The following is a 22,673-nucleotide window of genomic DNA, read 5'->3' on the forward strand; positions in this document are numbered from 1 at the left end:
AAGGGACAGGACGGTCAGGTCCGTGTCCTGTGCCTACGTTTACGTGGCCACCGAGTTACGTCAACCCCAATGTTTGACGTTTTGTCGCAGCCATCCGCAGTTTACCGCAATCAGCCCTGAGCGCGGTCGCGGCCGGAAACCTCTTTGACTGCAGCGATCCAGGCATCCCGGGCGACCGTCTGCTGGGCGGGCTGTTCCTCCCTCCACTGACGATTATCGCTGATATCCGCTGCCAGACGCGCGCCCAGCTTGAGGTCCTTGATCGTGACCAGACCCTGCTCGCGCTCTTCGGATCCGACAATCACGGCGGCCACGGCGCCGCGGCGGTCGGCATATTTCATCTGCTTGCCCATGTTTCCGCCACCGACAAACGCCTCGGCCCGGAAACCGGCCGCGCGCAGTTCGGCCGCCATCCGGAGATAGTCGGCCGAACGGTCCTTTTCGGACGCCACGACAATAATCAGCGGCTTTTCCGCCGCCTCGCCCGTCAGGCCGAGTGCGGAGAGCGCCGCCGCAAAGCGGCTGACACCGAAGGAGAAGCCGGTGGCCGGCACGGCCTGACCGGTGAAGCGGGCGACCAGATCGTCATAGCGCCCGCCGCCGCCGACCGAGCCGAACTGGATCGGCTTGCCATCCTCATAGGTGGCCTGGGCCAGCAGCTCGGCTTCGAAGACGGGACCGGTGTAATAGCCCAGACCGCGCACGATCGAAGGATCGAAGGCCGCACGCGTCTCGTCGACGCCGATGGCGCCGAGGACGGCGTGGATTTCCGCTAGGGCTGCGAGCCCGGCCTTGCCGGTTTCCGACGCGCCCACCAGCGGCTCCAGCCGCGCGATCACGGCCTCGCGGCTGCCGCCAGTGGCGTCCAGGAAATTCAGCACGGTGTCGATACCGGCCGTGTCCAGCTTCGCACCTTCGGTAAAGTCGCCGGACTCGTCCTTGCGGCCCTCGCCCAGCAGTGCCGCCACGCCCTCGCGGCCCAACCGGTCCAGCTTGTCAGCGGCGCGCAGCACGCGCATGCGGCGGTCGGGCTCCGATGCACCGATGCTTTCCAGCACGCCGTCGAGCACACGCCGGTCATTGACGCGGATGACATAATCGCCGTCCTTCAGGCCGACCTCGCGCATCACCTCGGCAGCCAGGGCGATCATCTCCGCATCGGAAGCCGGGTTGGACGAGCCGACCGTATCGGCATCGCACTGCACGAACTGGCGGAACCGGCCCGGACCCGGCTTTTCATTGCGCCAGACATCGCCTGCCTGATAGCGGCGATAGGGCTTGTTGAGATCCTGGAAATTCTCGGCGACGAAGCGCGCCAGCGGTGCGGTGTGATCATAGCGCAGCGCCATCCACTGGCCGTCATCATCCTCCATCGCGAACACGCCCTCATTCGGACGTTCCTCATCCGGCAGGAACTTGCCCAGCGCATCGGCATACTCGAAAGCCGGCGTCATCAGCGGTTCGAATCCCCAATCGTCGTAGACCCGGCTTGCGCACTCGACCAGATGCCGCTCGACCCGCAGGGTCGAACCGGTGCGATCCTCGAAACCGCGCGGGCGGCGGGCCTTCGGACGGAAGGTCTTCTGCTTGCTCATGGTGTCTCTCCGGATGCGGGCGGGCCGGGATCGCCCCGGGCCCTGCGCGCCTGACAGCGCTGTTTTCCATACCAAACGGCGCTCTGTGAACCCGTGATAGCAGGACTGGTCCGGGATTTGCGACACGTTCACGGGAAATCAAGGCCTTACTGCCAAGATCACAGCGATCGCAACCGGAGCCGTACCATGATGCGCCAGATCCTGCTCGCCGCCCTCGCCGCGACCGTGCTCGGCGCTCATGCCCATGCCGGACCGGGACAGGATTTTGCCGACTTCGCCGCCCGCTTGGGCAGTGAGGCTTCGGCGCGGTCGCAAGCCGCCGCGCAACGCCCGGCCGCGCCCGCCCATCCGCTGGATATCGAGGATCCGTTCGGCTTCGAGCTGGAGCAGTTCTCCGTCGAAGCCCTGATGCTGAGCCGGCAGATCGATGCAGCGGGAGGCCCTGTCGATCTGCGCTGCATCTTCCGCGGCATGTCAGCCGACGCAGAACGCCGTCTGGGCGCCCTGAACGCCGCCGAGACAGCCGCCGAACAGGCGCACATCTATTCGGCCCTGGCCGACCTGATGCGCGATGCCAGCGAGATCGCCCCGGCCGTCGACAGCGATGCCGATCTGAGCGGGATCGAACTGCCCGCCAGCTGCCCGGCCGCCAGCCGCGCCGGCTAGCCGTTGCGGCGCGACGCCCGGTCGAGCGCCTGTTCCAGTCCCGATTTCGTCAGCACCGTCGGCAGCACCTGCGCCGGGCCGCCACTGGCCGGATAGAGCAGGTAGAGCGGCACACCGGCCTGGCCATGCTCGGCGATCAGCGCGGCGATCGTCTCGTCACGATTGGTCCAGTCGGCGCGCAATTGCGCAACGTCGAAGCGGTCGAACGCGGCCTGGATGTCTTCGGTGTGCAGCACGCGCAGCTTGTTGACCTGGCAGGTGACGCACCAGGCCGCCGTGACGTCGACGAAGACCGCGCGGCCCTCGGCGCGCAATTCCTCGACCCGTGCCTGTGACCAGGGCTCGAAACGTTCGCTGCCGGATGCGGTCTGTTGAGCTGCAGCCTCGGGGATGCGTGCCACCCAGACCGTGCTCGCGACGCTGATGACAAGGGCCACAAAGGCGACCGACTTCCAGACGGCGCCATTGCCGCGATTGGCCCATACGGCCAGCCCCAGCGCGACCATGGCGATCCCGGCGAGCAGGACGCCTGTGGGGCCGGACTGGATCGACAGCACCCAGAGCAGCCAGATCACCGAGGCGAACATCGGGAAGGCCAGCGCCTGGCGGAAGACCACCATCCATTCGCCGGGCCGGGGCAGGACGCGCAGCATGGCCGGGAAGAAGCTGAACAGCACGAACGGCGCGGCCAGGCCGAGCCCGAGCGCCGCCGCCACGGCCAGCACGACCGGCGTCGGCTGGGTCAGGGCCAGCCCCAGCGCACCGGCGGCAAGCGGTCCGACACAGGGTGCCGCCACGACGACGGCCAGCACGCCGGTGAAGAAGGCGCCGCGCCAGCCCGGTTTCTCGGTCAGGCCCGAGCCCAGCCCCATCAGCCGGGTGCCGAATTCGAAGGCGCCGAGCAGGTTGAGACCGATGGCAAAGAGCAGCAGCGCCAGCACGGCGACCACGACCGGCACCTGCAGCTGGAAGCCCCAGCCGACCGGCAGACCGAACTCGCGCAGCCCGACCAGCAGTGCCGCAAGGCCGACAAAACTGGCGAGCACGCCGGCCAGGAAGAACAGACCCTGCTGGCGCACCTGTCCGGCGTCGGAATGGGCGACCTGGACGAATTTCAGCACCTTGATCGACAGGATCGGGAAGACGCACGGCATCAGGTTGAGAATGAGGCCGCCGCCGAAAGCGAGCACGAACAGCCAGGGCAGGCTGGGCGGCAGGCTGCCTTCGGCCGCCCCTCCTGTATTGGCCACTGCGATGGCCGGCGTCCGGCTGGCCGGTTCGGGAGACACCGCAACGGCGTGGCGCTGCCAGCGCCCGCCGGCATTCACTTCGTAGGACAGCACCCCGTCGCGGGCTGACTGAAGCTTGTCCTCGGCCGCATAGCCCGGCTCCATGACCAGCAGAACACGCTCGCCATCGCGCTGGACCTCCTGTGGTCCGGCATGACGAATCAGGCCGGCTTCGTGCGGGAAGAAACGCAGATTGCGCCACTCGACGGCTTCGCGGACCAGATCACCGCCGCCCAGATCGAGCACGACACGGCCGGAGGTCAGCCCCATCTGCGCATCGAGATCGTCGGCCGGCATCGGTTCGGCGTCGAGCGCAGCGCGTATCGTCCAGTATCCCGCTTCGTCGCGTTCGGACGCGCCCCCCACCGGCACGGTCAGTTCCAGCGTACGCTCCTCGGGAATGCAGATATCCTCGCACACCAGCCAGGTTGCATCGGCCACCAGGGTGACACTGTCGCCGGCAAAGCCCGGATCGATCGTGACCGGCATGGGCAGAGTGACCTCGCCCTTGTAGCCATAGTCCATGATCTCGTCGGTCAGCGGCAGTTCGATCGGTGCGGGCCAGACAATCTCGCCGATGCTTACCCCTGCCGGTGCAGTCCAGTCGATCTCGACGGGCAGGCCGTTGTCGCCGGGATTGCGCCAATAGGTATGCCAGCCTTCCGGCATGACCTGGTGCAGGCCGATATGGAAGGTGCGTCCGGGTTCGGCCTGCGACAGCTCGGAAACGAGGCGCGCCTCGACAATCGGTTCACCGCTGGCCCAGGCCGGCTGGGCGTCTGCCCTGCCCCCCAGGCCGAGCAGTATCAGGACGAACAGGACGAAACGCATGGACGGAACCTCGCAGGATGGCCGATGACCCTTTCGAAACACCGATATAGGCGGATTTCGGTTCAGTTCGAACCGGGCTCCCGAAATGGTGATGTAAAAATGCAAAACGGCCGCACCCCATAGGGCACGGCCGTCTTGTTCAGGACGCGGTGGTCCGATCAGGCCTGGGCCGGAGCCTGGGCCTGGCCGAGCTGCGACGTACGGCGCAGGATGCGATCCCAGCGCTGCAGCGAGATCAGGTGCGACATGACAGCGGTCAGGTCGCCATTGTCCATCATTTCCTTGAGCTTGGCCGCCGGCAGAGCCGCGAACTTCTCGTTGGAAACGCCCCAGTATTCCGCGACCGTGACCGGGTTCTGCGGATCCTGCGGGTTGGCGACCTTGACGTCTTTCTGCTCGAGCAGGTCGAGCGCGATCAGGCGCTCCACAAAGGCTTCGGTCGCGCGGGCATCGTTCTCGAAAGCCGACACGAAATCGATCGCCTGCTTGGTGTAGTCGGTGGGCTCACCCTTCTCGTCAAAGAAGGGGCGCTCCGGGTTTTCGGACACGACGAACTCGGCATCCAGGTCGACACAGACCGTCGATGCCTGGTCGTTCGGGTTCGTCGCGCTGACGAACGGATAGCGGCGCACATAGGCCGGAATGTAGTGCTCGTTGTCGAACTGGCCTTCGCCGGTCACGAACACGTTCGAGCCCTGGCGCAGCCCCATCACCAGCACCGGCATCTTGCGCTCGCCGAGGAAGATGATCGGATAGCTGCCGCAGGCAAACGAGAATTCCGGGCTGATGGCCGGCACGAAATGCCAGTCTTTCAGGAAGGAAAACGGATTGGCGACAGTCTTGACGCCGTAATTCTTGTGCTTCTGCCGGTTCAGCGGCTCCACATTCTTGTAGAGCGGAACGGAACCCGTGAGACGCGGCTCGGTGGCGGGTGCATCGGCCATGGAACAAACCCCTTCAGTTCTTTGGGCGCTAGATAGCGGATATGCCCAGATGCGGCAACGCATCGGCGCAGGCAGATCGACAAACTGCACGCAAGAAAAATGCCGGGCCCGGAGGGAGACGGGCCCGGCACTCGCAATAAGGATCGCGAGATCCTGGAAAGTCCGGCCTAGAAGGTCCGGCCGATGCCGATGCCGAAGATCACCGGATCGATATCGACGTCGGCGGAAATCGCGCCGTCAATGAGAACGTCGGTATTGATGTCGATGTACTTCACGTCGAAGTTGACCAGCCAGCCATTCTCGAGCGCGTAGTCCAGGCCGGCCTGGGCGGCCAGACCGAAGCTGTCGTCATAGTCGATGGTCGACAGCGCGGACCCGTTGGGCAGGTCTTCGTTGAAGAAGGTGGTGTAGTTGACGCCGGCGCCGAGATAGGGCCGCACCTTGCCGGCCGGATTGAAATGGTATTGCAGCGTCAGGGTCGGCGGCAGCAGGGTGACGTCGCCCAGGTCGACATTGCCCACGCTTGTGCCGACGGCGGAGACGTCGTGCGGCGTCACACCGAGGATGAGCTCGACGGCCCAGTTTTCCTGGATGAAGTAGGAGATGTCCAGTTCCGGCACGATCGAGGTGTCGATGTCGACATCGCCGCCGATCGGATCGATCGTGGCACCTTCGTTCGGCATGACGTGCAAGCCGCGCAGACGGATCAGCCAGTCGCCCTGTTCGGCGGCGGCAGGAGCGGCAGCGAGAAGGCTGGTTGCGATGGCACTCAGAAGGAGGCGTTTCATGGGTCTGTCCTTTCGTCCCTAGAAAACTTGAGGACTTTCTGGACCCACTTCGCGCGTGTCTGAAGTGCGCGTTTCGCCGCGCGTCAGCCTGCCGCGCGGCAGGCTGACGCAGGGCGTCGGGCAGAGGGACGCCGATCAGAAATCGAGGACGAGAGCGGCCCGGAAATTACGGCCCGGCAGCGGCACCAGATCCTTGAGGACCGAGGTGTGAACACGCGCTTCCTGGTCGGTCAGATTCCGGCCTTCCAGCACGATGCGCATGCCGCGATCGTCGAAGGGTTCCATCGTCCAGCGCGCATTTACCAGAACATAGCTTTGGGTCTTCAGCTCCTCGATGGCGGTCTCGTCCTGCACGTCGGCCCATTCGGCTTCCAGATGCAGATCGTGACGCGCCGTGCTGGCCGTGACGCCGGCCGTGAAGGAGAGCGGCGGGATGCGCGGCAGGTTGCCGCCGTCATCGAGTTCGCCGCGGACATATTCGCCGGTCAGCTCGCCGGACAGGTCGAACACGCCGACCGAGCCGAGCGGCCCTTCGAGACGGCCCTCGAAACCGCTGAGCACGGCGTCTTCCTGGCGGTATTCATAGACCGGGAAGCCATCCTCTTCCTCCCCTGTCGGGAAGGATGCGATGAAGCCGTCATAGTCGGCGCGGAAGAGCGAGCCTTCCAGCTCCCATTCACCGATCGTGGTGCGCGCGGTGATTTCTGCCGACAGAGCCTTTTCAACGTCCAGCGCCGGATTGCCGGTCTCGTAGGAGCGGGTTGCGACGTGCGGACCGTCGGCAAACAGTTCGACATCCGTCGGCGCGCGCTCGCTGGACGACAGGGTCAGGGCCAGGAAAGTGTCGCGAACCGGGCGGACGAAAACCGAACCCGAGAAGGATTGCGTATCGAAGTCGCGGCTTTCGGTCGGCGTGTCGAGCTCGCGTGTCTCCAGGCGCAGGCCGCCTTCAAGGCCCCAGCTCTCGCGATCCCAGCGCTCGACGATGAACAGGCCCCAGTCGGACGTCTCGGACGGCGGGACATAGGCTTCCTCGCCGGCGGCCTCGAAGTCGCGGTTGAAGGCCTGCAGGCCGGCTGCACCTTCCCAGCTGCCGCCCCACAGTTCGATCGGCGTGTGACGGGCCTCGAGCCGGCCTTCCCAGCCGTCATTGGTGAAGCGGGTGCCGACTTCATCGCCTTCCAGCTCGACATGCTCGTAGCTACCGACGCCGAAGGAGAAACGGACGCGTTCGATGTGTTCGCCCAGATCGCGCCACTCACCGCGCAGGTCATACCGCGTCTGGGTCAGATCGATACGGACATCGCCATGATCGTGCCCTTCGTCCTCGTGATCATGATCCTCGTCATGATCTTCATCCTCGTCTTCGTGCTCTTCTTCATGCGCGTGGGCATGACCGGGAACGCCGTAGAGCGCATCGGACTGCTTCACGGCAAAGCCGAAGAAACCGTTCTCGCCGACCCAGGAGATACCGGCCGAAGCCGAGGAGAAGTCGAGGCGGGAGTTCTCGACCGTGCCGTAGGGATGCTCCTCTTCCTCGTGATCATGATCCTCGTCATGATCTTCGTCTTCGTGATCCTCGTCTTCATGCTCGTGCTCGGCTTCCTCGAACAGGCGGAACAGATCGGACTCGGCATAACCGGGGATGTCGTAATTGTCGGCGGTCCGCGTGAGCGCTTCCAGGTTGATGACGAACTCGCCGGCGTTGAAGCGGACCCGGCCGGCGGCCGTCTCGCCTTCATCGACCGATGTCATCGACGCGTAGAAGCGGCCATCCAGACCGTCCTCGGCGCGCTCTTCGGGAATGCGGCCGTCAATCACGTTGACGACGCCGCCGATCGCGCCGCCGCCATAGGCGATGGCGGCCGGGCCGCGCAGGATTTCCACGCTTTCCGCCTCAAGCGCCTCGGATGCCACCGCGTGGTCGGGGGAGTTGGTAGACGCGTCGATCAGGCCGACGCCATTGACCAGAACGCGCACCCGGTCGGAGCCGAGGCCGCGGATCACCGGACGGCTGGCGGCGGGACCGAAATAGGTCGTCGAAACGCCCGGCTCGTGCGCGATCGTGTCGGCCAGGGATCCGGACAGATTATCTTCGAGATGGCGCCGGTCGACCACTTCCACACCGCCGACAACCTCATCGGCCGTCACGCCCAGCGGCTGCGACGTCACCACAATGACATCGGCGTCTTCACGATCGCCGTCGGTGTGAGTCTGCGCCAGCGCCGGCGCGCCGGTCACAAGACCGAGCACGAGCAGCGAGCTGGTGGAGGCAAGAAGGTTACGCATGGCATCCCCGCAACGTAATAACAACACAATTGCGAGTGGTGATATTATAACATCCTTGATGCGACAATCCCCCGGGGTGTGAAAACGGCGGGACTGCGATTAAATATCTGTCAGATGACTCGCGATTCTCTGATCCGGGCCCTTGAGGCCGCCGAAAGCCACTGCACCGAGCGGGGCGAAAAGCTGACGCCCGTGCGCCGCCGTGTGCTTGAACTTGTTCTGGAAGCCGACGCTCCGGTGAAGGCCTACGACTTGCTCGAGGCGCTCAAACCCGGGCCGGGCGCTGCCAAGCCGCCGACGGTCTACCGTGCCCTGGATTTCCTGATGGCGGCGGGGCTGGTGCACAAGGTCGAGGCCCTCAATGCCTTCGTCGGCTGTTCCCACGCCCATGACGATGGCGGCGCCGAACTCTTCATCTGTTCCGATTGCGGATCGGTGGAGGAAAGGCACGGCGCACCGGATCCGGTGAACATGCCCGACGGCTTCGTGATCGAACGTTCGGTGGTGGAACATTTCGGCCATTGCGCCAACTGCAGGCACTGACCCTTTTATCCGGACCGGGACGTCCCGCGATGATCGAACTCTGGCGCGGCACCGTGAATGCCTGGGAATGCGACGAGCTGGGGCACATGAATGTGCGCTTCTATCTCGCCAAGGCTGCCCAGGCTGTCGCCAATCTGGCCGAGGAGGCCGGGCTCAATCCGGTCCATCGCGCCGATGCCTTGGCCACGCTGATCGCGCGCGACATCCATATCCGCTTCCTCGCCGAGGCCCACCCCGGCGCGCCGGTCTATATCGAAGGCGGCCTTCTGGATCATGATGCGTCCGGCGCGACCGCGATGCTGGTGATGCGCCATTCCGGATCGGGCGTGCCGGCGGCGAGCTTCCGGATCGTGCTGGGCCATGCCTCGCCCCAGGACGGGCGCGACTTTGCCTGGCCGCGGCGCTTTGCCAGCCGGGCCGACCGGCTCGCCGTCGACTGTCCGGACTATGCGGCTCCGCGCGGCATCATGCTGGATGCCCGTCCCGGGACCGACGCCAGCCTGGCAAGGGCCGACGCGCTGGGCTTGCAGCAGATCGGGCGCGGCCGTTTCTGCATGGAGGAGATGGATGCCTTCGGCCGGATGCGGCTGGAATTCCTGCTCGGCCGCATTTCCGACAGCGTGACCAATTTGGCGGCCGCCTTCCCCGAAGAGTACGCGATGCATGCCCAGGGCGGCGGCGGCAATGTCGGCTCGGCGCTGCTGGAGTGCCGGATCCGGCCCTGGCGCTGGGCACGGGCCGGGGACGGTTTCGTCGTGCGCTCGGGGCTCAAATCGGCCGGCCCCAAGGTTCGCAATCTCGTTCACTGGGTGCTGGAACCGCAGACCGGACGTCCGTGGTGGACGATGGAGGGCGTCGCCGCCCCCATGGACCTCGGCGCCCGTAAGCTCCTGCCCGCCTCCCCGGAAATCCGGGAAGCGCTCGAGGCCGCCTGCATCGACGGGCTGGAAGCCTGAACGCTCAGACCACAACTTTTGGCAAATGAACTGCTAACGCTTCGATGCGCGCCCGATCTCTTGCACACAAGGGTTTCCCGACCCTTAACCGCAACGAATTCCTTATACATCGCCTTTCCCTAAAAGTGCGCCTAACGACTTCAGGTCGACACCGGGAGTGCCGATCGAGACCTGTTACCGCGCACGCTTTCGGGGACTGGCGGGCTGGGCAATCTGGCATCTGCTGCCCCCTCCAGGCCGATTGCGAGCCAAGGAGACATCATGTTCCGGTTTTCCGACCTGTCCATCGCCACCAAAATCCTCACGATCACCGGCCTTCTTGTGGCGGCCATCGCAACCGTCTCCACGATCGGTATTGTCAGCCTCAACCGCGTCGAGCACGACGCGCTCGCGATCGAGGAACTGGCCGTACAGATCAATCTGGGCGGCCATCTCGGACAGGATGCGATCGATCTCAACCGGACTGAATACCAGGCGGCGATCGACCCGGGGCATATCCAGCGCGCCCGGGCCCATGTTCTTGAAAGCGGGGAAGACTTTGAGCATCTGCTGGCGGAAGCCCGCGCGACCGCCTCTCCCGAGCAGGCACGCATGCTTGACCGGATCGAGCGCGCCTACACCGCTTATCTCGCAGACATGGAAAACTCTATCCGTACCGCCGAGGAAATCGGCGAAATCGAAATGAGCGAAGAGCACCGCGCCCTGCTGACAGCGGTACACGGCTCCGACGACACGATTGTCGAGCTGCGCAGTGCCATAGAGGCCTATATCGAGCACGCCGACCATCGCGGTGTCGAGCTTAGCGCCGATGCGGAAGCGACCATGAAGTCGGTCCGCATCGCGATGATTGCGGTCAGCCTCATCTCGGCGCTGGGCGGTTTTGCCCTCGCCCACATCATCAGCCGCAGCCAGATCGTGCAGCCGCTGGATCGCGTTGTCGGCAATCTGACCCGTGTCGCAGAAGGCAATCTCGATGTCCGGGTCGACGGGATCGACCGGCGCGACGAGATCGGCGCGCTGAACCGCACGCTGCAGCACTTCATCACCGTCTCGCGCGAGCGTGTCGAGCAGATCCGCAAGGATCAGGAAAACGCCCGCCGCGAGCTGGAACGCGCCGCAACGGTCAAGGAACTGACCGACGCCTTCGAGGCCCAGATCGAGATATCCATGGCCACCCTGGCCAGCGCAGCCGAGGAGCTGGAAGCCACGGCGAGCTCGATGGCGACCGCGGCGGAAGAGGGCAATGCCCAGACCCAGAGCGTGTCGGCCACCATGGTGCAGACCTCGTCCAATGTGCAGACCGTTGCCGCCGCCACCGAGGAACTCGCTGCGGCCATCCGCGAGGTCTCGAACCAGATCGGCCGCGGTGCCGAGATTTCCGAAACCGCTTCCAGCCGCACCTCCCAGGCGCTCGCCCGGATCGACGGTCTGGCCGGGGCCGCCCGCGAGATCGAAGACGTCCTCGTCCTGATCGCCAGCGTGACCGAACAGACCAAACTGCTCGCTCTCAACGCCACCATCGAGGCCGCGCGTGCCGGTGAAGCCGGCAAGGGCTTTGCCGTCGTCGCCGGAGAAGTGAAAAACCTCGCAGAGCAGACCGAACAGGCGACCGCCAACGTTACCGGCCAGATCCGTACCATCCAGCAGAGCACGCAGGACGTCGTCGGCGCCATCCAGGCCATCCACGACGTGGTCGGCCAAGTCGCGGAAATCTCTGCCGCCGTTGCCATCGGCGCCGAACAGCAGACCGCCGCGACGGACGAGATCAACCGCAATGTTCACGAGGCCGCGGCCGGGACCGAAGAGGTCAACCGTTCCGTGACCATGCTCGAAACGGCCGCCAGTTCGACCTCTGCCGCTGCCTGCCAGGTGGCCGGCACGGCGGAAGAACTGTCCCGCCAGAGCTCCAGCATCCGGTCGGAGATACAGCGCTATCTCCAGGCCGTGGAAGCGGCCTGACCGGGCACTGGGTTCCCCTCCCCCTGTGCCCGGCAGGCCACACTTCTCCCTTCAAACGCGAAAAGCGCGCCGGCGAAACTTGCCCTTGCCGGCGCGAGCGGCTACCCAGCCCACCCGGATCAATCGGCACAAGTGAGCAGATCCATGACTCGATCCATCTAGGAAAGCAGGTAGCCGGCGCGCTGCCTGGTCCCGTCGACAGCCCGACCCGCGCGATGCGGGAACGGTCCACGGGTTATCCATTGCGCCCGACCTTCGCTTTTCCCAGATGATCAAGTTCATGAGGACGGATCGCCCCACCCTCCACAAAGGGGCTCCGACGCTGCCATGTCCGACTTTCTCGACGACGAAAATGAAACGCCGCGTACGCGCGAGCTGAAGAACACCCAGGTTCTGGCCTATCTCGGCCGCCAGTGGGCCCGCCGCCCGTGGCTGCTGACCGGTATGATCAGCTTCATGACGCTGGCGACGATCACCGAACTGATGATCCCGCTCGCCGCAGGCCGCCTGATCGACACGCTGGCGGCCGGTCCGGATGCCGGGACGCCCTGGCCCGCCTTCGCGCTCTATCTGGGCGTGGCGGTCGTGTTCTACGCCTTCCGCCAGCTGGCCTCGCGCTGCGAAGTGCCCTTCTCCTCGGCGAACATGGCCGACCTGACCTCGGAAGCCTTTTCCAAGGTGCAGCGCTTCTCGCTGGACTGGCACGCCAACACCTTCGCCGGCTCGGTCGTGCGCAAGGTGACGCGCGGCATGTGGGCCTATGACAATCTGACCATGAACATCATTTTCGGCGTCGCGCCGTCGGTGGCGGTCATGCTCGGTATCGCCGCGGTGATGGCGTTCCGCTGGCCGCTGGTCGGCCTCGTCGTGCTGTGCGTGATGGCCGCTTTCGTGACGTCCACCCTGGTGCTGAGCCGCTATTACATCCGCCCGCAGAATATCCGCTCGAACGCGCTGGACAGCCAGATCGGCGGCGCGCTGGCCGACGCGGTCGGCGGCATTGCCACGGTGAAGGCTTTCGGCGCGGAGAGCCGCGAAGACACACGTTTCCACGCGCTTGCCTGGCGCTGGCGTGCCGAGGCGAAGAAGACCTGGCTGCGCTTCGTCAATTCCTGGCTGGTCAATATTGTCACCGACCTGTCGATGCAGGCCGCCCTCGTGGGCCTCTTGGTCTGGCAATGGTCGCGCGGCGCGGCGACGGCCGGCGATGTCACGGCGGCGCTGACCGCCTACATGATCGTGGCCGGCTATATGCGGCGCTTCGGTGAACAGGTGCAGCAGGTCCAGAAAAGCATGGACGAGATCCAGGACCTGGCGATTTTCGACCTGCAGGAAAACGAAGTCGAAGACCGTCCGGATGCGCAGGACTTCCGCCCGTCCAGGGGCGCGATCCGCTTCGACCATGTCGACTTCACCTATGCCGGCCAGGATCGCCCGCTCTACAGCGATTTCTCGATCGCGATCCGGCCCGGCGAGAAGGTGGCACTGGTCGGCCCGACGGGCTCGGGCAAGTCGACCTTCGTCAAGCTGGTCCAGCGTCTCTACGATGTCGACGATGGCTGTGTGATCATCGACGGCCAGGATGTGCGCGACGTGCGTCAGGACAGCCTGCGCCGCCATATCGCCCTGGTGCCCCAGGATCCGGCGCTGTTCCACCGCTCGATCGCGGAGAATATCGCCTATGGCCGGCCGGGCTGTTCCCTGGACGAGGTCGTCGAGGCCGCGAAAGCCGCCCATGCCGACGCCTTCATCCGGCGCCTGCCCCAGGGCTATGACACGCTGGTCGGCGAGCGGGGCGTGAAACTTTCAGGCGGCGAACGCCAGCGCGTGGCGATTGCCCGGGCGATCCTGGCCGATGCACCCGTACTCATTCTCGACGAGGCGACCTCCAGTCTCGACAACGAGACCGAGCGCGATGTGCAGGCAGCGATGGAGGCGGTGATGGCCGGCCGCACGACCATCCTCATCGCCCACCGCCTGTCGACCATCCGCGATGCCGACCGCATCCTGGTCTTCGATCGCGGCCGTGTGGTCGAACAGGGTACGCATGACGAGCTGGCCGCCAATGATGACGGGATCTATGCCCGTCTGGCGGCACTGGCTGCGGGCTAGCACCATCCTCCCCGATAGCGGGAAGGATGGTCACCGCGCTGGTCCCGGCCTCCGGCGCGTGCTTTGCTGGCCGCGCTCAGCAACAAGGTTCGATCCATGCGCATCACTGCCGCCGTGCTCGGCTTCCTGCTTTTTCTCATGCCCGCTATCGCCGCGGCCGAGGACGATCATCCGCAGCCTTTCGACGGCAACTACGACGCCATGCCGGTGGTCGATGCCGCGCTGGCGCAGGCCCGGGCCGAGGACAAGCGCCTGCTGCTCGTGCTCGGTGCGAACTGGTGCCATGACAGCCGCGGACTGGCGCATCATTTCGAGGACCCCGAGCTCGCCGCCACGCTGGAACAGTCCTATGTGACGCGCTTCATCGATGTGGACTGGCGCAATGAAAACCAGGACGTCGCTGCCCGCTTCGGCATTGCCGCGCTCTATGCCACGCCGACCGTCCTGGTCGTCGATCCCGAAGAGGAAGTCCTGCTGAATCGCGAGGCCCGCAATGACTGGTCGAGCGCCGCCTCGACACCGGTCGAGGAAGCGCGTGCCTGGTTTGCCAAATGGGCGGATCAGGGTCCGGCCTCTGCCGGCCTGCTGGAGGGTTCGCTGACCTATCAGGCCATGCTGCTGGAAATCGAGGTATTCGAGGACGAGGAGGCAGCCCGCCTCGCCGGAGCCTATCGCGATATCGCCGCCTGGCGGGCCGCACCGGCCTCCGAACGGCCGGAGAATTTCGATGCACTCGATGCCGAGGTCGAAGCCTGGCGCCGGGCCTTGCCGCGCCAGATCGGCCGGCTGCAGTCGCGCGCCCGCAGCCTGGTCGCCGAAGCGCTGAGCACCCGTGCCGGCGATGCCCCTGTGACCATCGAGACCGTGGCGGCGCTGGATGCCGACGAACCCGATCTCGCACTCGATTTCGAGCCGCATGTCTCCTCTGTCTGGTAACGCTTCATGACCCGCCTGCCCTACTACGAAATCCACGCCTTCGCCGACGCGGACATTCCGTTCAGCGGCAATCCGGCCGGTGTCTGCGTGATGGACGCCTTTCCGTCTGATGCGGTCCTCGCCGGTATCGCCAACTCCAACAATCTGTCCGAAACAGCCTTCGTCGTCCCGCGCGGCAAGGACCAGTGGGATCTGCGCTGGTTCACGCCCGTGGTCGAAGTCGATCTGTGCGGCCACGCGACCTTTGCCGCCGGCGCGGTATTGCTGGAAACCGGTGCCGTGCGCGGCGAGACCGCGCATTTCCAGACGCGTTCCGGCCCCTTGAGTGTCAGCCGGAGCGCGACCGGCTTCACCATGGACCTGCCGCAGATCGGCTTTCATGACGGCAGGCAGGACACCCCGACCCGCAATGCGCTCGGGCTTTCGGCGCACGAAGTGGATGCGGTGTTCGACATCGAACGCATTCACGGTGCGCAATACCAGATGTGGGTTCTCGCGGACGAGGATGCCGTGCGCGAGGCCCGCCCGGATCTCGGACAGCTTCGCACCATCGGCAAGAATGTGATCATCACTGCGCCCGGCGACGCCGTCGATTTCGTCTCGCGCTTCTTTGCGCCGGCTTCAGGCGTAGACGAAGACCCGGTCACCGGCTCGGCTCACTGTTCGCTCGCGCCCTACTGGGCGGATCGCCTGGGTGAGACCCGTCTGACAGCCCGCCAGATCGGCCCCCGCCCCGGCCGGCTCGAGGTGGAACCGGCCGCAGGGCGCGTCACCTTCCACGGTCACGCGCCCCGCTATCTGGACGGTGCGATCACCCTGCCGGACGCCTAGTAGCGCCGATGCGGGCGGTCATAGCGGTGGCCGCGGCCCCGCGGATACTCGATCCGCACATCGATCCACTGGCGGCGGCCATAACGGTCGGCGACGTAGAAACCACCATCGCGCGAACGGTAGACCAGGCCGGGTGAAGCGTGACGGCTGCGCTCATAGCGTGGATGGCCGTAATTGCGCTCCCAGCGGGGGGCTTCATAGCGCCAGGCACGCGGCGGGCAATCGATCACCCGGCTGTCCCTGTAGTCTTCGCGCCGGTCACCCCGGCCCGAATTGTGGCGGCGGTCGCGGCGGTCTTCGCGCAAGTCGGGGCACGCCGACGCGTTGAGCACCCAGGTGTCTGCCTGGGCAGCGCCGGCAACGGAAATGCTGCCAACGGTCGAAAGTGCCAGGGCAGCGGCTATGGTCTTGATACCGATCATGATCTCAGTCCTTTCCTGTCAGGTCGGTGCCCTCCTCGTCCGCCATACAGCCACAGTGCGCCCGAACCTGCCTTGAATGCCCTGTTCAGGGGACGGTCATCTTTGTGGCGCTCTGATAGGCAGGGTGACGCTTGGTTTTGCCGCAGAACTGGCAGATAAGCGCCTGAGCACATTGGGGGACAGGAAAGTCATGAAACGTCGCGTCTGGATTGCTGCTGCCTTGTTGTTTGCTGTCTCGCCGCTGGCGGCTGCCCAGGACGTGCGGGACGAGCCGGCTCTGGCCGGAGCGCCCTCACCGGACGCGGAACGCCTGTCCAGCCGCGACCTGTCCCGCTGGCTTCAGGGCAAGCCGCCCAAGCCCGGCGCCACACCGGCGGCCGGCCGGTATTCCGGCGATGACACCTGCCAGTGGGCCAATGACGGCGAATGCGACGACCCCGGCATCGGCACCGGCGCCTGTGAGCGCGGCACGGACTATTCCGACTGCTGGCGTATTGTGGAAGGCGTCGAGGACAATTCCTGCCGCTGGGCCAATGATGGCGAGTGCGACGAGCCCGGTTTCGGCACCGGCGCCTGCACCCAGGCCACGGATCTGAATGATTGCGGCGAGATCATCAATCTGCGCTTCCGCAATGACAGCTGCGAAACCGCCTTCGACGGCGTGTGCAACGAGCCCGGCGTCGGTGACGGCACCTGCGCCGAACGCACCGACCGCGCCGACTGTATCGGCCGCGACCGTCCGATGGGGATCAATGACCATTATTTCGGCCATGACGACCGTGTCTTCATGGACACCTCGGTCTTCCCCTGGACCGTGATCGGCCAGGTCGATTTCGACGCCGGCGGCGCCTGCACCGCGACACTGGTCGCCGAGACGGTTCTGATCACCGCCTCGCACTGTATCAGCGAGGACGGTCGGCTGGATGCGCGCGGTGTCTTCCGTACCGCCTTTGACCGCGCCGGCGGCGCGCTGGAAGCGCGGGTGATCGACTATTTCAATTCGCCCGACTGGGACGAGGAGCGCTTTTCCTCGACCGATGATCTGGACGGGACCGACTGGGCGCTGCTGCGCATCGACCGGCCGCTCGGTGCCGAGCTGGGCCATGTCGGAGCCCGCGGTCTGATCGACACACTCGGGTCCCGGCGGGCACTGTCGGCTGATCTGTTCCAGGCTGGCTATAGCTGGGATACCGGCGCCCACCTGTCCGGGAATCTGGGCTGCCACATGGTCGAGGTCTTCAACGACAATACCATGGCCCACAATTGCGACACGACCCGCGGCGACTCGGGTTCGCCCTTCATGGTGCGCGAGGGCGACGAGTATTTCATCGTCGCGACGGACTCGAATTTCCGCTCGAACCCCGGCGGTCCGATGATCTATATCGCCACGCGCTCGGAAGGCTGGCTGCCCTATCTGGACGATTTCATCGCCGGCCGGATCGGCAATGAAAGCCCCCGCCCGCGCGGTCCCGGCAAGCCGCCGAAATAGCGGCTACTCGCCCAACAGGGCGACCAGGCCGTCTGCCAGGGCGTGGCGCCAGCCGGCGATGTCGTGCCCGCCGGAGAATATCGCCAGCCGGGCTTCATAACCGGCGGCGGTCAGAGCGTCGCCGAAACGGCGGTTGGTGTCCAGCATGACATGGCCGCCATTCGTGCTGGTCTCGACATATTCCAGCTGTCCGGCCGCCAGGTAGAAACGCGGCGCCCGAGGCCCGGCCGGCGGCAGGTCCCGGCCCAGCCATTCCGCCGCCTCGCCCTCCGGCGCCCAGTAGAATGAGCCCGACAGGGCGATCACGCCGCCAAACGCCTCCGGCCGCTGCAGCGCGGCGCGGGCGGCGGCGAGGCCGCGGCGGGATGCGCCGGCCAGAAATACCTGGCCCGGCGCCGGTTCGAGGCCCTGCTGCGCCAGTGCAGGCAGGAGTTCGTCGGCGAGAAAACGGACCTGGTCGTCATAGCGGCGGGTCTCGCTGACCGGGTCGAGCTGGTCGACCAGGACGAGGTTCACCGGCGGGATTTCACCTGTTGCCGCAAGGTTGGCCGCGATCTCCCAGGCGGGGGCGCGCACGCCCCACAGAAATGCATCATAGATGACCAATAAGGGCGACATAGCGGTCGCATTCGGGTTGCGGAAGAGCTGCAAAGTGACACGTCTGTCCAGGGCGGCGCTCTCCACGAAGAGGAATTCCGGCTCGCGCTGGCGGCGTGACGGCCAGGGCCGCTGCGGCGCCAGGTCGGGCGCCCGGTCGAGACGCAGGACGGCCTCGGCGCCGGATCCGCGCAGATGCCGCGGATTGTGCGGATCGGACCGGCGCTGCCAGCGCTCGCCGTCGAAGACGAGGAAGGAATAGACCGCCTCGATCTCGCGCGGCACGTCCAGCGTGATCCACCAGATACCCGTCCCGCCGATGCTCTGGAGCGGCAGGGTGAAGTCCTCGACATAATCGGTGACCGGCTGACGGGCGTGCGGTGCGGCGATGACGCTGTCGAGCCGGACGCCGCGGACCGAAGGTGCCGTCTTGAAGGCGAAGGTGACGCGCGCAAGCGTATCGTCATCGGGATGCGGTTCGATGAGGGGCAGGCCATGGGCCGACAGATCGCGCCAGGCCTCCTCGCCGGCATGGGGGCGCTCGTCGAGCATCGCGACCGCGGTGGCGACGGCCTGCGGCGGCTGGGCACGCAGGGGTGCCGTGCACAACAGGGCGAGCGCGACCAGACCCCATCCCCATCTTGCCCACATGCCAATCAGACCTTTTGCCGCCGCGCCGGCCAGTCTAGCCTGTTGCAGCCTTGAGGGGAGACAGGCAATGACATCCACGCTTCGCACGCTGGCCGGCGACCGCCGCTCGCAGATCATCCTGATCCTGTCGGTCCTGTTTGCCCTGGCCTATCTGTTTGACGATTTTGGCCTTTCCGCCCCCTACCCCGCCGATGTGGCGATCAAGGCCGCCGGCATCGTGCTGCTGGCCGTGTTCGCCCTTATCCACGGACATCGCATCCTGGCGCTGGGTCTCTTCCTGGGATCGCTGGGCGATATCTTCCTGGCGCTGGAGCCCTCGCAATTGCCGCTGGGCATTGCCGCCTTCGGCCTCGGCCATCTGGTCTACATCTTCCTGTTCGCCCGCATCCGGCTGGAAAGCGGCGGCCGCGGCGGCTGGAGCCGGATCGCCGCCCTCGCCCTGGCCGCCTATGGCGTGGTGATGCTGGGCTGGCTGCAGCCCTATTTCGGCGATCTCCAGCTGCCGGCCTCGATCTATAACGGCATCATCCTGGTGATGACCGTGCTTGCCGTGATCGGCCGCGTGCCACCACTGGCCACGGCTGGCGCCCTCCTCTTCCTCGTCTCCGACAGCGTGCTCGCGGTGCGCCTCTTCACCGGGCATCTGGAATGGGCCGGACCGGTGGTGTGGGTGACCTATTATCTCGGCCAGGCCGGCATCGCGCTGGGACTGGCGCTGGATGGAAAATCCGCAAAGGTCCGCAGCGAAGCCTAGCGTGGCGTGCGCACCATTCCGGTACAATCTAGCAGCGACACCCCACTTTGTACTCGCGCAAACGGCGAAGAATGCCGGTATTCCGGTGACAAGACGCCCCGCTTGCGCTCTAGTTTCCCGGCCGGCAACGCCGCCGGCGGGACTGGGACGGGACGGCACGTCCGGCGAGAGACCATGCAAGCCTGACAAGCCGGTTTGCGCGATATTTCGCGAGGACGCGCCACACAAAGCAGACAATCTCCGGACCCGGCCGTATCCTCTCTGCGGGGCTGCGACCGGGTAGACGCCTGACGGTCAGGCGCCTGCTGGCGCAAGGATTGCGTTCGTCCGGATTGGAAAAGTTAACGGCGGGTTAATGGCGCGCCGGATTGTGCGGGGGACATCATGCGCACCAACCTGATTTCGGGAACAGCTCTCACCACCATCCTGGCCGGATTTCTGGCCGGACCGGCACTGGCCGACATGCCGGCGGACAAGGACACGTTCCGGACCGGCAGCAAGGGCACAACGCTGGAACAGGCGGAAACCCGGCTTTCGCCGCGCGAAGAAGCGCTCTACCGGCAGGTCGAGCAGAGCCGTTTGCAGACCCTCATCCTGGCGCAGGCGATCGGTGAGTTCTGCAGCCAGTCCGACGCCGAGCTCGCCAGCTGCCAGCTGTTCGCCCAGCTTAGCGCATCGGGGGCACTCGATGTAACGACCGAGGGCTTTGCCGCTCAGGCGCCTGCCGCCCCGTCCGATCCGGTAACAACCAAACCCACCGCCGCTTCCGCCGCGGGCATTGTCGCTCCGCTGGCGGCGAATGTCTCGCCGGACTGTGCGGTTGGCGACGGAGCCGATTCGACGCAATGCGGCGTCGGTGCGGATGCGAGCGGCTCGGGGGCGGTGGCGGTCGGATATATTACCAAGGCAAGCCAGACCGGGGCCATCGCGATGGGTTTCTCCGCCGACGCAATCGGAGACAACGCGATGGCGATGGGCGTGCACAGTCAGGCGAGCGGCGGCCAGTCCATCGCCCTGGGCTGTTTCGCAACTGCAAGCGCCGACGGTGCCATTGCCCTCGGCATGAGCGAAGACTGCTCCTACACGGGCGTGCTCACACCCACGGAGGCCAGTGCAGCCGGCGCCATCGCTCTGGGCGAAGCAGCACGGGCGACCGCGATCGACGCTGTCGCCATCGGCGCGGACTCCGTCGCCGACGAAGCGAATACCGTCTCCGTCGGTTCCAGCGGCAATGAGCGCCAGATCGTCAACGTCGCCGACGGCGATATCGCCTCCGGCTCGACCGATGCGGTGACGGGCGGCCAGCTCTACACCACCAATCAGAATGTGGCGGCGAACACGGCCGAACTCGATTATTTCGCGGTCAATTCCACCGGCGGCACTGCCAGCGCGACGGGCGATGAAGCCATCGCGATCGGCGAAGGCGCCTCTGCGTCGGGCACGTACTCGACCGCAATCGGATTCAATTCCACGGTGGCCGGAGACCGGGCTGCAGCATTCGGGCTCGCGGCCAGCGCCGGCGAGCAGAACGCCCTGGCGCTCGGCTGGTTTGCCGACGCAAGTGCCATCAACTCCGTCGCCCTGGGCGCCAATTCGGTCGCCGACGAGGTCAATACCGTCTCGGTCGGCTCTTCCGGCAATGAGCGCAAGATCGTCAATGTCGCCGACGGTGCCATCGCATCCGGTTCCACGGATGCAGTGACGGGCGGGCAGCTCTACGATGTCCAGCAGGACATCGCGACGCTGGCCGCGTCCGGCGTCGGTGACTATCTGGTCGTCAACTCGGCATCGACAGAGGCCAGCGCGACCGGTCTGGATGCGATTGCCCTGGGCAGCGGCGCCACGGCCTCGAACTCCTACACCGCCGCATTGGGGCACAATGCGACGGCGTCGGGCCAGCGCTCCACCGCGGTCGGTCTCGCCACGACCGCCAGTAACGAAAACGCTGTCGCCATCGGCTTCGCCGCGGAGGCAAGCGCCATCAATACGGTCGCCCTGGGCTCGGGCTCGATCGCCAACGAGGCCAATACGGTGTCGGTCGGTTCCTCCGGCAGCGAGCGCCAGATCGTGCACGTCGCCGACGGCGATATCGCGTCCGGCTCCACCGACGCGGTGACCGGCGGGCAGCTCTACACCGTCAACCAGGCCGTCGCGCAGAATACCTCCGACATCGCGGCTCTGACCGTGGCTGCCGGCAGTTCGGTCTATACGGCCGTGAATTCGGCCGGCGGCCTGCCCTCGGCCACGGGCGTCGATGCGCTCGCCTTCGGCGCCAATGCCGATGCCAGCGAGGAAGGCGCGATCGCGATCGGCCGCGACTCCGAGGCCTCCAATACCGGCGCCGTCGCCATCGGTGACGGGGCTGTCGCGTCGGGATCCACGGCCATTGGCGGCGGCGCCCAGGCGACGGGTGCCGACTCGGCGGCCTTCGGCATGAACGCCCTGGCCACCGGCGGACAGTCGACCGCCATCGGCGAGAATTCCACCGCCGACAGCGATGATGCCACCGCCATCGGCGAAGGCGCGCTGGCGACGGCCGAAAACACGCTCGCAGTGGGCCAGGGGGCCGAAGCCTCAGCCCAGTGGGCAGTTGCGCTCGGCGAGAGCGCGGCAGCGACGGAAGTCGACGCGGTCGCCGTCGGCAATGAAGCGATCGCGTCGGGCGAATGGTCGACCGCCCTGGGCGGGGCGGCGACAGCCAGCGGTTTTGATGCAACCGCGCTGGGCAATGGCGCCCTGGCTGACGCCAGCGAGGCGACAGCTGTGGGTGCAAACGCCATCGCCGACAGCGATGATGCAACCGCCATCGGCGAAGGCGCTGCGGCAATCGCGGAGAACACCGTGGCGATCGGCCAGGGCTCGCAAGCCTCGGCCGCCAATGCCACCGCGCTCGGCGAGAGTGCTCTGGCCGACGGGGAATTCTCCTTCGCCGGCGGCAATGACGCCGATGCGACGGGCTTCGGCGCCGTGGCGATGGGGGCGTTTGCGGAAGCTTCGGCCGACTATGCCGTCGCGCTGGGC

16 protein-coding genes and 1 pseudogene are annotated in these 22,673 nt (G+C 66.1%); 10 read left to right on the forward strand and 7 right to left on the reverse strand.

The window, feature by feature from the left end:
- Window positions 1-110 precede the first annotated feature (110 nt).
- Window positions 111-1,595 carry a histidine--tRNA ligase gene (hisS, locus tag JJ918_RS16195; RefSeq protein ID WP_291889668.1) on the reverse strand — a complete coding sequence of 495 codons (1,485 nt, stop codon included), beginning with the start codon at window positions 1,593-1,595 and terminating at the stop codon, window positions 111-113.
- A gap of 186 nt (window positions 1,596-1,781) precedes the next feature.
- Here hisS and JJ918_RS16200 point away from each other — a divergent pair, with 186 nt between their 5' ends.
- On the forward strand, window positions 1,782-2,261 hold the full coding sequence (locus JJ918_RS16200) for a hypothetical protein (protein WP_291889671.1): 480 nt from the start codon (window positions 1,782-1,784) through the stop codon (window positions 2,259-2,261).
- On the opposite strand, the gene JJ918_RS16205 is transcribed toward JJ918_RS16200, so the two are convergent.
- From JJ918_RS16205 to JJ918_RS16220, 4 genes are all read right to left on the reverse strand, one after another.
- Window positions 2,258-4,381, reverse strand: a complete 2,124-nt coding sequence (locus tag JJ918_RS16205) for a protein-disulfide reductase DsbD (protein ID WP_291889674.1) — start codon at window positions 4,379-4,381, stop codon at window positions 2,258-2,260. The two genes, JJ918_RS16200 and JJ918_RS16205, sit on opposite strands and share 4 nt — an antisense overlap.
- Window positions 4,382-4,539: 158 nt before the next feature.
- Window positions 4,540-5,325, reverse strand: a complete 786-nt coding sequence (locus JJ918_RS16210; RefSeq protein WP_291889677.1) for a SapC family protein — start codon at window positions 5,323-5,325, stop codon at window positions 4,540-4,542.
- Window positions 5,326-5,492: 167 nt separating this feature from the next.
- Window positions 5,493-6,113, reverse strand: a complete 621-nt coding sequence (locus tag JJ918_RS16215; RefSeq protein ID WP_291889680.1) for an OmpW family protein — start codon at window positions 6,111-6,113, stop codon at window positions 5,493-5,495.
- Between the two features lie 135 nt (window positions 6,114-6,248).
- Window positions 6,249-8,402: a TonB-dependent receptor gene (locus JJ918_RS16220; RefSeq protein WP_291889683.1), complete on the reverse strand. Its 2,154-nt coding sequence runs from the start codon at window positions 8,400-8,402 to the stop codon at window positions 6,249-6,251.
- Window positions 8,403-8,516: 114 nt separating this feature from the next.
- Between JJ918_RS16220 and JJ918_RS16225 the strand changes: the two genes are divergently transcribed.
- From JJ918_RS16225 to JJ918_RS16250, 6 genes are all read left to right on the forward strand, one after another.
- Window positions 8,517-8,945, forward strand: a complete 429-nt coding sequence (locus JJ918_RS16225) for a Fur family transcriptional regulator (protein ID WP_291889685.1) — start codon at window positions 8,517-8,519, stop codon at window positions 8,943-8,945.
- Window positions 8,946-8,974: 29 nt separating this feature from the next.
- A complete protein-coding gene (locus JJ918_RS16230) occupies window positions 8,975-9,901 on the forward strand; it encodes a thioesterase family protein (protein WP_291889688.1) in 927 nt (308 codons plus the stop codon).
- Window positions 9,902-10,162: 261 nt separating this feature from the next.
- Window positions 10,163-11,860: a methyl-accepting chemotaxis protein gene (locus JJ918_RS16235; RefSeq protein WP_291889691.1), complete on the forward strand. Its 1,698-nt coding sequence runs from the start codon at window positions 10,163-10,165 to the stop codon at window positions 11,858-11,860.
- A gap of 327 nt (window positions 11,861-12,187) precedes the next feature.
- A complete protein-coding gene (locus tag JJ918_RS16240; RefSeq protein ID WP_291889693.1) occupies window positions 12,188-13,972 on the forward strand; it encodes an ABC transporter ATP-binding protein in 1,785 nt (594 codons plus the stop codon).
- 96 nt (window positions 13,973-14,068) lie between these two features.
- On the forward strand, window positions 14,069-14,908 hold the full coding sequence (locus tag JJ918_RS16245) for a thioredoxin family protein (RefSeq protein ID WP_291889695.1): 840 nt from the start codon (window positions 14,069-14,071) through the stop codon (window positions 14,906-14,908).
- 6 nt (window positions 14,909-14,914) lie between these two features.
- A complete protein-coding gene (locus JJ918_RS16250; protein ID WP_291889698.1) occupies window positions 14,915-15,739 on the forward strand; it encodes a PhzF family phenazine biosynthesis protein in 825 nt (274 codons plus the stop codon).
- On the opposite strand, the gene JJ918_RS16255 is transcribed toward JJ918_RS16250, so the two are convergent.
- On the reverse strand, window positions 15,736-16,161 hold the full coding sequence (locus tag JJ918_RS16255; protein ID WP_291889700.1) for a hypothetical protein: 426 nt from the start codon (window positions 16,159-16,161) through the stop codon (window positions 15,736-15,738). The two genes, JJ918_RS16250 and JJ918_RS16255, sit on opposite strands and share 4 nt — an antisense overlap.
- 190 nt (window positions 16,162-16,351) lie before the next feature.
- Between JJ918_RS16255 and JJ918_RS16260 the strand changes: the two genes are divergently transcribed.
- Entirely contained in the window at window positions 16,352-17,650 is a 1,299-nt protein-coding gene (locus JJ918_RS16260) for a trypsin-like serine protease (RefSeq protein WP_291889702.1), read from the forward strand.
- A 3-nt stretch (window positions 17,651-17,653) separates the two neighbouring features.
- Here JJ918_RS16260 and JJ918_RS16265 read toward each other — a convergent pair whose 3' ends face one another.
- Window positions 17,654-18,898: an alpha/beta hydrolase-fold protein gene (locus JJ918_RS16265; RefSeq protein WP_291889704.1), complete on the reverse strand. Its 1,245-nt coding sequence runs from the start codon at window positions 18,896-18,898 to the stop codon at window positions 17,654-17,656.
- Window positions 18,899-18,965: 67 nt separating this feature from the next.
- Here JJ918_RS16265 and JJ918_RS16270 point away from each other — a divergent pair, with 67 nt between their 5' ends.
- Both JJ918_RS16270 and JJ918_RS16275 read left to right on the forward strand, forming a co-directional pair.
- Entirely contained in the window at window positions 18,966-19,652 is a 687-nt protein-coding gene (locus tag JJ918_RS16270) for a lysoplasmalogenase (RefSeq protein WP_291889705.1), read from the forward strand.
- Between the two features lie 384 nt (window positions 19,653-20,036).
- Window positions 20,037-22,673, forward strand: a pseudogene (locus tag JJ918_RS16275) (hypothetical protein); the annotation flags it as partial.

This window comes from Maricaulis sp., from assembly GCF_017642925.1.
Lineage (GTDB): Bacteria > Pseudomonadota > Alphaproteobacteria > Caulobacterales > Maricaulaceae > Maricaulis.

What these genes read in the sequence shown, in the direction of transcription:
- hisS (WP_291889668.1), bottom strand. Translation starts at nt 1,595, where the DNA reads ATGAGCAAGCAGAAGACCTTCCGTCCGAAGGCCCGCCGCCCGCGCGGT.
- JJ918_RS16200 (WP_291889671.1), top strand. Translation starts at nt 1,782, where the DNA reads ATGATGCGCCAGATCCTGCTCGCCGCCCTCGCCGCGACCGTGCTCGGC.
- JJ918_RS16205 (WP_291889674.1), bottom strand. Translation starts at nt 4,381, where the DNA reads ATGCGTTTCGTCCTGTTCGTCCTGATACTGCTCGGCCTGGGGGGCAGG.
- JJ918_RS16210 (WP_291889677.1), bottom strand. Translation starts at nt 5,325, where the DNA reads ATGGCCGATGCACCCGCCACCGAGCCGCGTCTCACGGGTTCCGTTCCG.
- JJ918_RS16215 (WP_291889680.1), bottom strand. Translation starts at nt 6,113, where the DNA reads ATGAAACGCCTCCTTCTGAGTGCCATCGCAACCAGCCTTCTCGCTGCC.
- JJ918_RS16220 (WP_291889683.1), bottom strand. Translation starts at nt 8,402, where the DNA reads ATGCGTAACCTTCTTGCCTCCACCAGCTCGCTGCTCGTGCTCGGTCTT.
- JJ918_RS16225 (WP_291889685.1), top strand. Translation starts at nt 8,517, where the DNA reads ATGACTCGCGATTCTCTGATCCGGGCCCTTGAGGCCGCCGAAAGCCAC.
- JJ918_RS16230 (WP_291889688.1), top strand. Translation starts at nt 8,975, where the DNA reads ATGATCGAACTCTGGCGCGGCACCGTGAATGCCTGGGAATGCGACGAG.
- JJ918_RS16235 (WP_291889691.1), top strand. Translation starts at nt 10,163, where the DNA reads ATGTTCCGGTTTTCCGACCTGTCCATCGCCACCAAAATCCTCACGATC.
- JJ918_RS16240 (WP_291889693.1), top strand. Translation starts at nt 12,188, where the DNA reads ATGTCCGACTTTCTCGACGACGAAAATGAAACGCCGCGTACGCGCGAG.
- JJ918_RS16245 (WP_291889695.1), top strand. Translation starts at nt 14,069, where the DNA reads ATGCGCATCACTGCCGCCGTGCTCGGCTTCCTGCTTTTTCTCATGCCC.
- JJ918_RS16250 (WP_291889698.1), top strand. Translation starts at nt 14,915, where the DNA reads ATGACCCGCCTGCCCTACTACGAAATCCACGCCTTCGCCGACGCGGAC.
- JJ918_RS16255 (WP_291889700.1), bottom strand. Translation starts at nt 16,161, where the DNA reads ATGATCGGTATCAAGACCATAGCCGCTGCCCTGGCACTTTCGACCGTT.
- JJ918_RS16260 (WP_291889702.1), top strand. Translation starts at nt 16,352, where the DNA reads ATGAAACGTCGCGTCTGGATTGCTGCTGCCTTGTTGTTTGCTGTCTCG.
- JJ918_RS16265 (WP_291889704.1), bottom strand. Translation starts at nt 18,898, where the DNA reads ATGTGGGCAAGATGGGGATGGGGTCTGGTCGCGCTCGCCCTGTTGTGC.
- JJ918_RS16270 (WP_291889705.1), top strand. Translation starts at nt 18,966, where the DNA reads ATGACATCCACGCTTCGCACGCTGGCCGGCGACCGCCGCTCGCAGATC.